The following is an 11,634-nucleotide window of genomic DNA, read 5'->3' as shown; positions in this document are numbered from 1 at the left end:
ACTTCTAAAAAGATTTATGAGCAATTGGAAGGTATTTAACACAAGAATTGATTAGCATTAGGCACTAATGATATTCAAGCAGCCATTAATGCCTAATGCTGTCGCTTGACCATTAACACCTAATGCTTTATGATTATCATTAATGCCTAATGGTAAACAAAGGGAATGGTTATGATTGATAAGTCTGCACAACAGAACAGAAACCGAGTTAAGAAACACCTGGAACAGAAAATAAATGATGGTTATAAGAGAATATCCTGCTTCATATCAGGTGCAGCATATCAACAACTGCAAACATTGAAGCAGGAGAGCAAACAGGCCACCGGAGCTTTGATTGAATCTCTTATCATGAACAATGATATCCCTCTTCCCTGCACGGTTAATAGTGGCAAACCTGATGCCATGCAGGAGAATGAAAATATCCCACAAAATACACCATTAGAATTTAATGAACCTGAATTGAATATCAACACTAAGGTTCATATTGATAAGCCTGAAAAACAGCAAATAAAGCATTCTGAAACTGATGGTTCACTATTTCCTGATGAAAGTAATAATGATCTACATAGTCAGTTGCAACAGATCATAAATTCACTGACAGGTGACCAGAAAGGAAACATTGATATCGAGACTCGGGACAAGGTTATGTTTTTAGTTCATGACCTTTACCCTGGGAGAAGTGGCTCCAAAATGAGAATTGCCTTCATGAATGATAATGGAATTTTGTACAATGGCCGGAAATGGAAAACAAAAGATTTTTCAGATCAGATTGTACGGGGTAGGGAGAGAATGAATAAAAAATAATTCAAGAAAAAGATCATTTTTTTAAAGATAGATGGGAATGGTGTCACCTTTTTGTCACCTGACACAAAAAAGGGCTACAACCACTTGGCTGTAACCCCTTGAATTTACTGGCGCGCCCGGCAGGATTCGAACCTGCGACCCCCTGATTCGTAGTCAGATACTCTATCCAGCTGAGCTACGGGCGCAAAAAACTCTCCTTAAATATAGCTTGAAGAGTAAAATGTCAATGATTTTTTGAATTTAATTGACCTTAATGCCAAAACATGAATATAGATAAAGCATGGATGACAGATATTATATGCTTTATGCCCTTGAACAGGCAAAAAAGGCAATCCTTATTGATGAAGTGCCGGTTGGTGCTGTGATAATTGACAATGATGGGACTGTAATAGGTCTTGGTCATAACAGGCCAATTTCCATGATTGACCCCACGGCCCATGCTGAAATAGAAGCCATTCGCATGGCAGCAGATGCAACTGGTAACTACAGATTAACAGGGGCAATATTATATGTCACCATCGAGCCATGTATCATGTGTATGGGTGCAATTATACATGCGCGGATTGCAAGGGTTGTTTATGGAGCACCTGATCCTAAATGGGGTGGAGCAGGCTCATTATACAATTTTGCATCAGACCAGCGGCTGAATCATAATCTTGAAATTACATCCGGTGTATGCCTGAATGAAACAAGAGAAATTATCAAATCGTTTTTTCGTAATAAAAGGAGTAAATAGTGTCCAATACAGTTGTTGTCGGCACCCAGTGGGGTGATGAAGGCAAAGGAAAAATTGTTGATCTGCTGAGTGAATATTCGGATTATGTTGTCAGATTTCAGGGAGGAAACAATGCCGGCCACACAATGGTAGTTGAAGGAAAAGAGATTATCAGCCACCTTGTTCCTTCCGGAATTCTGCAAAAGAAAAAATGCTTTATAGGAAACGGGGTTGTGGTTGATCCTGGGGTTTTACTTGGCGAGATTGATTACCTTTCAAGCAATAATGTAAATGTATCACCGGATATGCTGAAAATAAGTGACAGAGCGCACATGATCATGCCCTATCATCGTAGTATAGACAATGCACGAGAAATCAGCAAAGGCGACAAAAAAATCGGTACCACAGGCAGGGGAATCGGCCCCTGTTATGAAGACAGGGCCACACGTCGCGGAGTTCGCTTTTCCGATCTTCTGGATTTTGACTTTTTTGAGGACAAAGTCCGCACAATCATGGATGAGAAAAACTTTTACCTAAAAAACTACTTTCATGCTGAGCCTGTGGAGCCTGACTCTGTTATTCAGGAGTTTCTTCAGCTCAAGGAACGTATCATTCCATATATTGCAGATGTCTCAGTAATTCTGAATAAAGGAATGGATGAGGGTAAAAGAGTTCTGTTTGAAGGAGCACAGGGCACTCATCTTGATATAGAACATGGAACATATCCTTTTGTTACTTCATCCAGCACGGTTTCCGGCAATGCTGCATGTGGTTCAGGTGTCGGGCCATGCCGCCTCAATGAGATAATCGGCATAGTGAAAGCCTATACCACGCGGGTTGGAAGCGGTCCATTTCCCACAGAACTTTTTGATGATGTAGGAGATGCTATTCAGAAAAAAGGTGCTGAATTCGGTGCTACCACCGGCAGAAAACGCAGATGCGGATGGCTTGACATGGTGATCCTGAAAAATGCTGCGCGTCTGAACAGCCTTACAGGGCTTGTCATTACAAAACTTGATGTGCTTGATGATCTTGACGAGCTGAAAATATGCACAGGATACAAATATAATGGCGAGATTATGGAGTATTTTCCATCAAGAATTAATCTGCTTGAACAATGTACTCCTGTTTATGAAACACATCCTGGATGGAAAAAGAACACTTCAGGATTAAAGGATTACGAAAGTTTCCCTGAAAATGCAAAAAAATATTTGAGCAGGATTGAGGAGCTTTCAGGTGTTCCAGTCAAAATTATTTCCGTAGGGCCTGGAAGGGAAGCTACTATCATCAAGGAGAGATTCTTCTGATTTTTGAGGATGAGAGCCTAAAATAACATTCCTTATTTTAAAACGTATATATTTGGGGACGGATTTAAAATCGCTCCCCAAATATTGAAGGCAAACAAGGACAACTCATTCAATCCCATTCCTAAATTTTCAAAATCATGAATATATACTGACCATTGTTAATATCAATGGTCAGATTTGCCCCCCTTGCTTCCGCATAGTGAATCCATGCAGGTTTTTTCGTTTTTCCACATTCAAAAGTAGGATAGAACTCTCCGGTTATTCCGTTTTTCCAGGAGAGAATCATTGGGCTATTACATTTCTTTAATGCAAGCTCCTTTGCAATATCCTTTGCTTGAATAAAATCAACTGTTTCACCTTCAACAACATGGTGGATATACTCAACAGAGCTGTCACTGTTTTCTGAAAAGATCTGCACAACTCACCTCCTATTTTTTTCCTTTTTGTTGTTTCTCAAAAAAAACAAAAAGGATTTACCCATTATGGATAAATCCTTGATTTTACTGGTACCTGGGACGAGAATTGAACTCGTACAGAGCTATGCTCCGAGGGATTTTAAGTCCCTTGCGTCTACCAGTTCCGCCACCCAGGCAAAATATTGATTCTTCTTATACCATTAAATAATAAATTGCAACCCTCTGTTTTCATAAACAACATTTTTTTTTCATAAACAACATTTTTTGGGGACGGGGTTTTATTAGCTATTGAACTCTGGAGCCATAAGGGATATTCACATAAAAACAGGTGGCAAAAAATTGCACTGATGTCTGAATGTGCATAAACGGACATAGCTGTGATACAGATATCTTTAAAGGTACAATTTTATATCTATCCCCACTGCAAAGTATGAAACAGGACATGCAATAGTGTCCCTAAAAAAACTTAAATTAAACCTTCATGGCCGAATTGGCCACCCCCTGCAATAAAATAGTGCGGAGGGATTTTAACGGTAAAGAAACCCATATGAGACACAAGAGCGATTTATCAAAAAAATGCAAAATAATACTTGCTTCCAAATCCCCAAGAAGGAAATACCTACTGGAACAGGCAGGAATCTGTTTTGAGGTTATTCCTGCTGACATTGAAGAGAAACGTCATCCAAATGAACCACCCGAGGCATATGTACAAAGGCTTTCAAAGGAAAAGGCAGATCACATTGCCAAAGAATATCCCCAAAAATGGGTCATAGGTGCTGACACTGTTGTGGTAATTGATAATTCCCTGCTGGAAAAGCCCCAATCAACAGAAGATGCCAGAAAGATGCTTGGCATTCTGAGTAACAGAACACATACTGTCTATACAGGATATACAATCTGCTCAAAAAGCAAGGAGGATTCAGTTACGCGTTCTGTTAAAACAGATGTTTTATTTAAAAAACTTACCCCAAGGGAGATCGAGTGGTATATAAATACAGATGAACCCTTTGACAAGGCTGGTGCTTATGCCATTCAGGGACTTGGAACATTTCTTGTTAAAGCCATTAATGGCTCATACACCAATGTTGTGGGGTTGCCGGTTTGTGAGGTGATTGAAGACCTTATGAATTGTGGAGTTATTGAAAGAAATCTAAGTGATTTGATGGAGAGTTAGAGAGGCAAAAACAATATGACAACAAATTCAATTAATGACAGATTACACCATATTAATCAGGAGATCAAAAATGCTGCAATCGCCTGCGGAAGAAAACCTGATGATATTACACTTATTGCCGTCAGCAAAAAAAAAAGCGTTGAAGCCATAAGAGATGGAATTGCTGCCGGTGTCTCGGTTCTGGGGGAGAACTACATTCAGGAAGCTGTTGATAAGATTGATGTGATTGGAAATGATAATATTTTCTGGCATTTCATAGGTCACCTTCAAACAAACAAAGCCCGTTTTGCTGTTAAATATTTTGATATGATACACACTGTTGACACACTCAAGCTTGCAAAGGAGATCAGCAAACAGGCTGAAAAAATTGGTAAAGTTCAGTATATTCTGATGCAGGTTAATATAAGCGAAGAGCTTTCCAAATCCGGGACATCTTCAGATAAGGCTGTTGAACTTGCCCGTGAAATATCTCTGCTTGGGAGTGTAAGCCTCCAGGGGCTTATGGGGATGCCGCCCTTTTTTGATGATCCTGAAAAGGCCAGACCATACTTCAAAAGGCTTGTTGAAATTAAAAAAACATTGATGCAGCAGCTATCTCCGGAGTTTCCATGCATCATCTTTCCATGGGCATGAGCGATGATTTCAGGGTGGCCATTGAAGAAGGCAGTACAATGGTCAGAATAGGAACCGCCATATTCGGCAGCAGGCTATAATTGTGCTAAAGAGGTAATATGAAACTTCTGCTTCATATATGCTGTGCCCCATGTGCAGTATATCCCATGAAAGTGCTTGAACAAGAGGATATTGATATGATGGGCTTTTTTTATCGTCATAATATACATCCCCTTACAGAGTGTCTAAAGCGTGAGGATACACTGAGAGAGTACAGCCAGCAAAAAGGTTTCAGGGTCATTTACCAAAAGGCTTACGAACTGGAGCGCTTTCTGCAATCAGTTGCTTTCAGAGAGCAGAACAGGTGCCGCTTCTGCTACCATGACAGGCTTTATGCTGCTGCAAAAATTGCCAAAAAAGGTAAATTTGACGCATTTTCATCTACTCTTTTATACAGCCGCTTCCAGAATCATGATCTTATTTGTGAAACAGGAAAAGCAATTGCAAAAGAGGAGGGAATACCCTTTTTTTACAGAGATTTCCGCAAGGGCTGGAAAGAGGGGATTGAAGAGTCAAAGGCCATGAACATGTACAGGCAGCAATATTGCGGATGTATATATAGTGAAAAAGATCGTTTTTCCGGAAGGATTTGAACTTTTTCTTGACTCTTTTATTCAATCTTGTTAACCACATCTCAAAATATGGTTAACAAGATTTTTTATTTTTACACCACTGATTAATGTAAGCGGGCAATGAAGGATGGCCAAAATTTAAGGGAATTACTGATATTGTGAAAGAGAGGATTATTGAGATACTGAAACAGGCTGGAGGAGAGACTGTTTCAGGGCCTGAGATAAGTGCACGCCTTGATATATCCAGGGTTGCTGTATGGAAACATCTAAAACAGATGAAAGAGATGGGATATGCAATTTCATCCAATCCCAGGGGATATTATCTTGACCCCTCTTCTGACACTCCCCTGCCCCTATATTTTAAGGGTCATCGAGATAATATTCACTATTTTCCGATGTTGAACAGCACAATGGACAAGGCAAGGGAGCTTGCAAGGGCTGATGCATCCCATATGAGTGCTGTTGTTGCCGAAGTTCAGCAGAGTGGCAGAGGAAGGCTCAACAGAAAATGGGTTTCTCAGGAAGGTGGCCTGTGGTTTTCCATGATTTTGCGTCCGCTTTTGCCCCCTCCCCTTGCCTGGCAGGTAAATTTTGCAGCTTCTGTGGCAATGTCCATTACACTTAAGAAGATTTTTGATCTTGATGTCAGGGTAAAATGGCCAAATGATATTCTCTACCAAGAGAGAAAACTAGCTGGTCTTTTATCTGAAATGGAAACTGAAGGGGATATGATATCATTTGTAATCATCGGCATTGGACTTAATGTCAATAATTCACCTTCAAAGGCTGAACCCAATGCAATCTCCATAATGGATATTTTGGGTAAACCTGTTCACCGTAGAAATCTTTTGTCAGATTTTCTTGATCAATTTGAAGCAACAGTGGATGAACATGTAAAAAAACAAAAGCATTCTTCAGATTCCGCCTCTTTTACCCCGTCAATTATTACCCAATGGAAGGAGATGACAGGAACCATTGGTAAAAAAGTAAGAATCGAGACCTATGACGATTTTTTTGAAGGAGTTGCAGTTGATGTGGATGATACAGGAGCGCTTCTCATTGAAAAAGATGATGGAACTATCTGCAAAGTAATCTATGGAGATTGCTTTCACCAAGGTGTGGGAGCAAATATTTAAAAGAGACAATAGTAAAAATGGGACTTTTATGAAAGAGAACAAAGCTACATCCATTAAAATGACTGTTTATGCGTCACTTTTTGCGTCCCTGATGGCAGCAGGAGCATACATTGCCATTCCTGTGGGACCTGTGCCCATTGTCCTTCAGAACATGTTTGTTCTTATGGCCGGTCTTCTTCTTGGTACTCGCTGGGGTGCTGCGGCAGTTCTTCTCTATCTTTTCATGGGTGCATGCGGCCTGCCTGTATTTGCTGGAGGTACCGGCGGTATTGGGCGCCTGTTCGGACCAACCGGTGGTTATCTTTTAGGCTATATTCCCGCAGTTTTAACAGCCGGTTTTATCGCGAAAATACCAGGGAACAGACTACCATTTTACAAGAATATACTGGCAATGACAGCAGGTTCCCTTGTTGTATATGCTGCAGGGGTGCCATGGCTCAAATTTGTAACCGGAATGGGATGGACAAAAGCTGCGGCAGCAGGAATGATTCCGTTTCTTCCTGGGGATCTGCTTAAGATTTTTGCAGGAAGTTATATCATACACAGGATTAGTCCCATGTTTAACATGTCGAGTTTAAAAAGCTCTACCCAGGAGAGCTGAACTTTTGGACTCTTCTAAAAACATTTTTGAAGTAAATTTGGACTCTTCTGAAAACATTCTTGAAGTAAATTTGGACTCTTCTGAAAACATTCTTGAAGTAAATTTGGACTCTTCTAAAAACATTCTTGAAGTAAACTTGGACTCTTCTGAAAACATCCTTGAAGTAAAAAATCTTTCCCATGTTTATAAGGGGAGTGTAAGGGGAATCAAAGATATCTCCTTTGCTCTGAAACCAGGAGAGTTTGTTATTGTGGCAGGCCAGAACGGCTCTGGCAAAAGCACCCTTTTCCGACACCTGAACGGATTAATGCGCCCTCAGTCAGGAGAGGTTCTCATACATGGAAAAGCTGTGATAAAGGATATCTCCTATGCCCGTCAAAAGGTGGGGATGATCTTTCAGGATGCTGATTGCCAGATTGTTGGAGAAACCGTTTATGACGATGTTGCTTTTGGCCCTGAAAATCTCAATCTCCCAAGGCATGAAATTGAAAAAAGGGTTGAAGATATCCTGACAAGACTCAACATGTGGCATCTTAAAGACCAGACTCCTGCAACATTGTCAGGAGGGGAAAAGAGACGTCTTGCCATTGCCGGCATTCTTGCCATGAACCCCGAAGTTATTGTTATGGATGAACCATTTTCCAACCTTGATTACCCTGGAACCCTTGATCTGCTCTCATTGATTCAATCCCTGCATGAGTCCGGCCAGACCCTGCTTATTGCCACCCATGACATTGAAAAGGTTATATATTACGCAACCCGCATGATAATTATCCATGAAGGCCGCCTGGCAGCAGATGACAAACCAGACAAACTTCTGAAAACCGTTGAAAAGTTCGGTATAAGAGAGCCTTGTGCATCAAAACTTGGCTCTTCAAAGGCAATTTTACCATGGCACAGTTGAACCCTTTGCTATACCGCTTTGGCACTTCGGTTCTTTTCAATCTGGATGTCAGGTGCAAGGTTGCCTCTGTATGCCTTATGAGCATAGCAGTTGCACAAGCGGACTTTACAGCCCTTGCTTTTATTACATCCCTGCTTTTTATCTTTTTGCATATATCTGGCTTAACTCTCTCTGAACTTGCCCATGATTTACGATACTTTTTTGTCTTTCTTGGAGTGATATTTATAGTGCGCTCCATTGTCACACCAGGGACATCTAATCTGTTCACTTTTTTTATACCAGGAATAACAGTAAGTATGGAGGGAATAATTGACGGAGCAAAAATCTGCTGGCGATTTATGGCTGTCATGATAATGGGAACTCTTTTTTCTGCCACAATCCGCCCGTCTGACCTTAAAGGAGCTGTTGAGTGGTTTTTAAAACCATTGCCTTTTATACCGGAAAAGCGTGCTGGCGTTATGGTAAGCCTCTTTATAAGATTTCTGCCCCTTATTCTTCAAAAGGCAGGTGAGGTATCAGATGCCAGAAAAGCAAGGTGTGTCCACCTTCAGAAGAGTCCCTTTAAACGTATGGCAGGAGTGGGTATTCCTGTTCTGGAAAAGATCTTCAGATCGGCCGACACACTTGCAGCAGCAATGGAGTCACGATGTTACAGTGATGAAAGAAGAGAAAAGCCCTTTCATCCTTCGGGCAATGAGCCATATTTTTACACAATATCAATTGTTATATTAATAATTACAGTTATATACTAAGTAATGATCACAAAATAAGGGCATCCTTCATATCAACTCAAAATTAGTTTACACTTTTTTTTATTATCTGAATCACGGATTGCCACAGATTACGCTGATTACACAGATTTTTTCAATCAGTGTAATCTTTTAATCCGTTTAATCCGTGATTCAGACAAAAGAATAAGCCACAAAAAGTGTAAACAGGCAAATGAAAGATGCCAAAAAACAAGCCACTTACATATATTTTCCAATAAAATTAATGGCTTTTAATAATATTCATCCCCTCACCGTTGAATTCAATATAATCTCCTGAAACTATCTTTCTTCGTTTTCTTGTTTCTACGTTGCCATTTACTTTAACCATACCATCGGCAATTACATGCTTTGCCTCGCCTCCACTTAAAACAAGATTTTCAAACTTAAGTATCTTGTATAGTTCAACAGGCTCAGTATTGATCATCACATTTTTTGCTTTAGCGTGAATAGTTTTAGGTTGAATCATACAACTTTTACTCCATCTGCCTATCAGAACCGCAGTTATAGCTACCCAAAATCCTGAAAAACTCTGTATTTTTCTGAATCTCTTCAAGTACACTGTTTTTTTCAGGATCACTCATGTCAGCTTCAAGGTCTGCATAGAACATATATTGCCATGGCTTACCATGTATTGGCCTTGACTCAAGCTTTACAAGGTTAATCTGATTTTCGGAAAAGACCTTCATAACCTCGAAAAGTGCCCCTGGATTGTTGGATGTTGAAAATACAATTGATGATTTATTTTTCACACCTTCTGTTACAGGTTTTTTCTCAATTACCACAAACCTTGTGAAATTTCTGGGGTTATCCTCAATGGTCTCCTCAAGTACATTCATGGAAAATATCTCGGCTGCCTCAATGCTTCCTATGGCAGCATCTTCCCTGATACCTGATTCTGCAATCCGCTTCACAGCACTTCCTGTGGCATTTACAGGAACAATTTTAATATCCGGATTGGCATCAAGAAAACGGCGGCACTGCTGGAAAGCCGGCGGAGGTGCCAGAACCTGCTTTATATCCTCAAGCTTTGTGTCAGGATGTGCAATTAAATTATGGATTACCCTGAGCGAAAGCTCTCCTGTAATATTAAGCTCATATTCTAACAGAAGATCGTAATTTTCATGGATGCTTCCGGCAAGTGAGTTTTCAATGGGGATGATACCAAAATCCGCAGCTCCGCTTTTCACATTTTCAAAGATATCCCTGAATGTCGGAGCTGGATAACTTGTCACATCACTGCCGAAATACTGGGATGCAGCCTTGTGGCTAAAGGTTCCTACTTCTCCAAGATAGACAACCTGCTTGCCCTCTTTGTTGCTTTGTGTATAACCTCTTTGATGTGATGCTGCTGCCGCAGACCCTGTATAGTCGTGGGTGAGCTGTTTTCCAACAACAGGGGCAATTACATAGATATCCCTGACAAGGCGGCCAAACTGTTTTGGATAGAGGCTCTGGGGACCGTCAGAAAGTGCCTCTTCAGGCTTGTGGTGAACCTCTATCATAAGCCCGTCAGCGCCTGCTGCAACAGCAGCCCTTGCCATGGGGCTTACCTTTTCCCTTATACCTGTGGCATGGCTGGGGTCGATGAGTACCGGCAGATGGGTAAGTTGCTTTAGTACCGGAATTGCAGAAAGATCAAGGGTATTTCGGGTATATGGTTCAAAGGTGCGAATACCTCTTTCGCACAGGATAATATTGGGGTTGCCTTCTGCTGCAATATACTCGGCAGACATGAGCCACTCCTCAATTGTGGAGGCAAGACCCCGCTTTAATACAACGGGCTTTCCCATGCGTCCGGCACACTTGAGAAGTTCAAAGTTCTGCATGTTTCTGGCTCCAATCTGGATTACATCAACATATTTGAACATAAGATCCGCATGCATTGGAGATGTTATTTCAGTTACAATTCTAAGTCCTGTGACCTCCCTTACCTCTGCAAGAATCTTCAATCCCTCTTCCTCAAGCCCCTGAAATGAGTATGGTGAGGAGCGGGGTTTGAATGCTCCGCCCCGGAAAAGAGTTGCGCCATATTTTTTCACTTCCTTTGCAATGGTCATGGCCTGCTCACGGCTCTCCACAGCACACGGGCCTGCAATAATGGCAATCCTGTCTCCGCCAACCTCAACATTACCTATGCGAATTACAGTATCTTCCTTTTTCATCTGGCGGCTGACAAGTTTGTAGGCCGTGGATATGGGAACAATATCCAGCACCCCGTCCTGCGCCATGAAAAACTCCTTTGTCAAACTGTTTTTGCCAATTATCCCAAGGATATTCTGTCCGCTGCCACCAGGTTCATGTACCATGCACCCCTTTTCCGCAAGAATGCTCTTGAGCTGGTTTTTCTTCACCTGGGTCATTGATTTATCAAGTACAAGTATCATTTTTTGCTCCTTTTTTATTAAACACAATATTCTCTTCTGACCTTAAAAATAAAAAAGCCCTGAAAGCTTTGCTTCCAGGGCTTAAAATAAAAAAACCCCGGACAGACATTGAAAAGTCCGTCCGGGGTATTGATCGCTTGGGGATTCTATACCGGACAGACGCTCCTAAAAAAGAAACG

Annotated in this window: 13 protein-coding genes and 2 tRNA genes; 10 read left to right on the top strand and 5 right to left on the bottom strand. The window is 41.1% G+C overall.

Annotation, left to right across the window (positions count from 1 at the left end; all coding sequences use genetic code 11):
- Positions 1-171 precede the first annotated feature (171 nt).
- Positions 172-804 carry a hypothetical protein gene (locus MTBBW1_RS15095; protein ID WP_080804582.1) on the top strand — a complete coding sequence of 211 codons (633 nt, stop codon included), beginning with the start codon at positions 172-174 and terminating at the stop codon, positions 802-804.
- Between the two features lie 108 nt (positions 805-912).
- Here MTBBW1_RS15095 and MTBBW1_RS15090 read toward each other — a convergent pair.
- Positions 913-989, bottom strand: a tRNA-Arg gene (locus MTBBW1_RS15090).
- Positions 990-1,084: 95 nt separating this feature from the next.
- Between MTBBW1_RS15090 and tadA the strand changes: the two genes are divergently transcribed.
- Both tadA and MTBBW1_RS15080 read left to right on the top strand, forming a co-directional pair.
- Positions 1,085-1,540 (top strand): tRNA adenosine(34) deaminase TadA, encoded by a 456-nt coding sequence (gene tadA / locus MTBBW1_RS15085; protein ID WP_080804581.1) that lies wholly within the window; start codon positions 1,085-1,087, stop codon positions 1,538-1,540.
- The gene (locus MTBBW1_RS15080; RefSeq protein WP_080804580.1) at positions 1,540-2,826 is read left to right on the top strand and encodes an adenylosuccinate synthase; all 1,287 of its coding nucleotides are present in this window, start codon (positions 1,540-1,542) and stop codon (positions 2,824-2,826) included. Before tadA ends, MTBBW1_RS15080 begins: the two co-directional genes overlap by 1 nt.
- A 121-nt stretch (positions 2,827-2,947) precedes the next feature.
- Here the strand turns inward: MTBBW1_RS15080 and MTBBW1_RS15075 are convergent, their stop codons facing one another.
- Together MTBBW1_RS15075 and MTBBW1_RS15070 are read right to left on the bottom strand one after the other, a co-directional pair.
- Entirely contained in the window at positions 2,948-3,244 is a 297-nt protein-coding gene (locus MTBBW1_RS15075; RefSeq protein ID WP_080804579.1) for an AF1514 family protein, read from the bottom strand.
- 86 nt (positions 3,245-3,330) lie between these two features.
- Positions 3,331-3,418: transfer RNA gene (locus MTBBW1_RS15070), tRNA-Leu, on the bottom strand.
- A gap of 371 nt (positions 3,419-3,789) precedes the next feature.
- Between MTBBW1_RS15070 and MTBBW1_RS15065 the strand changes: the two genes are divergently transcribed.
- From MTBBW1_RS15065 to MTBBW1_RS15035, 7 genes are all read left to right on the top strand, one after another.
- The gene (locus MTBBW1_RS15065; RefSeq protein ID WP_080804578.1) at positions 3,790-4,416 is read left to right on the top strand and encodes a Maf family protein; all 627 of its coding nucleotides are present in this window, start codon (positions 3,790-3,792) and stop codon (positions 4,414-4,416) included.
- Between the two features lie 15 nt (positions 4,417-4,431).
- Entirely contained in the window at positions 4,432-5,049 is a 618-nt protein-coding gene (locus MTBBW1_RS15060) for a YggS family pyridoxal phosphate-dependent enzyme (RefSeq protein WP_342743910.1), read from the top strand.
- Between the two features lie 98 nt (positions 5,050-5,147).
- Positions 5,148-5,681: an epoxyqueuosine reductase QueH gene (locus MTBBW1_RS15055; protein ID WP_080804577.1), complete on the top strand. Its 534-nt coding sequence runs from the start codon at positions 5,148-5,150 to the stop codon at positions 5,679-5,681.
- 137 nt (positions 5,682-5,818) lie between these two features.
- Positions 5,819-6,796: a biotin--[acetyl-CoA-carboxylase] ligase gene (locus MTBBW1_RS15050; RefSeq protein ID WP_245809409.1), complete on the top strand. Its 978-nt coding sequence runs from the start codon at positions 5,819-5,821 to the stop codon at positions 6,794-6,796.
- A gap of 28 nt (positions 6,797-6,824) precedes the next feature.
- On the top strand, positions 6,825-7,397 hold the full coding sequence (locus MTBBW1_RS15045) for a biotin transporter BioY (protein ID WP_080804610.1): 573 nt from the start codon (positions 6,825-6,827) through the stop codon (positions 7,395-7,397).
- Positions 7,398-7,401: 4 nt separating this feature from the next.
- Positions 7,402-8,301, top strand: coding sequence for an energy-coupling factor ABC transporter ATP-binding protein (locus tag MTBBW1_RS15040; protein ID WP_245809408.1), 900 nt, complete (start codon positions 7,402-7,404; stop codon positions 8,299-8,301).
- On the top strand, positions 8,289-9,053 hold the full coding sequence (locus tag MTBBW1_RS15035) for an energy-coupling factor transporter transmembrane component T family protein (RefSeq protein ID WP_080804575.1): 765 nt from the start codon (positions 8,289-8,291) through the stop codon (positions 9,051-9,053). The genes MTBBW1_RS15040 and MTBBW1_RS15035 overlap by 13 nt, the downstream gene beginning before the upstream one ends.
- A 238-nt stretch (positions 9,054-9,291) precedes the next feature.
- On the opposite strand, the gene MTBBW1_RS15030 is transcribed toward MTBBW1_RS15035, so the two are convergent.
- Entirely contained in the window at positions 9,292-9,537 is a 246-nt protein-coding gene (locus MTBBW1_RS15030) for an RNA-binding S4 domain-containing protein (protein ID WP_080804574.1), read from the bottom strand.
- 7 nt (positions 9,538-9,544) lie between these two features.
- Positions 9,545-11,455, bottom strand: a complete 1,911-nt coding sequence (aroF, locus tag MTBBW1_RS15025) for a 3-deoxy-7-phosphoheptulonate synthase (RefSeq protein ID WP_080804573.1) — start codon at positions 11,453-11,455, stop codon at positions 9,545-9,547.
- Positions 11,456-11,634 lie beyond the last annotated feature (179 nt).

It is taken from the genome of Desulfamplus magnetovallimortis (assembly GCF_900170035.1).
Lineage (GTDB): Bacteria > Desulfobacterota > Desulfobacteria > Desulfobacterales > Desulfobacteraceae > Desulfamplus > Desulfamplus magnetovallimortis.
The sequence above is the reverse complement of the archived record's forward strand: the minus strand, read 5'-3'. Positions and strand labels throughout refer to the sequence as shown.

Bases quoted from the DNA above. Each gene is read 5' to 3' on its own strand.
- MTBBW1_RS15095 (WP_080804582.1), top strand. From the start codon at position 172: ATGATTGATAAGTCTGCACAACAGAACAGAAACCGAGTTAAGAAACAC.
- MTBBW1_RS15055 (WP_080804577.1), top strand. From the start codon at position 5,148: ATGAAACTTCTGCTTCATATATGCTGTGCCCCATGTGCAGTATATCCC.
- MTBBW1_RS15060 (WP_342743910.1), top strand. From the start codon at position 4,432: ATGACAACAAATTCAATTAATGACAGATTACACCATATTAATCAGGAG.
- tadA (WP_080804581.1), top strand. From the start codon at position 1,085: ATGGATGACAGATATTATATGCTTTATGCCCTTGAACAGGCAAAAAAG.
- aroF (WP_080804573.1), bottom strand. From the start codon at position 11,455: ATGATACTTGTACTTGATAAATCAATGACCCAGGTGAAGAAAAACCAG.
- MTBBW1_RS15030 (WP_080804574.1), bottom strand. From the start codon at position 9,537: ATGATTCAACCTAAAACTATTCACGCTAAAGCAAAAAATGTGATGATC.
- MTBBW1_RS15045 (WP_080804610.1), top strand. From the start codon at position 6,825: ATGAAAGAGAACAAAGCTACATCCATTAAAATGACTGTTTATGCGTCA.
- MTBBW1_RS15035 (WP_080804575.1), top strand. From the start codon at position 8,289: ATGGCACAGTTGAACCCTTTGCTATACCGCTTTGGCACTTCGGTTCTT.
- MTBBW1_RS15065 (WP_080804578.1), top strand. From the start codon at position 3,790: ATGAGACACAAGAGCGATTTATCAAAAAAATGCAAAATAATACTTGCT.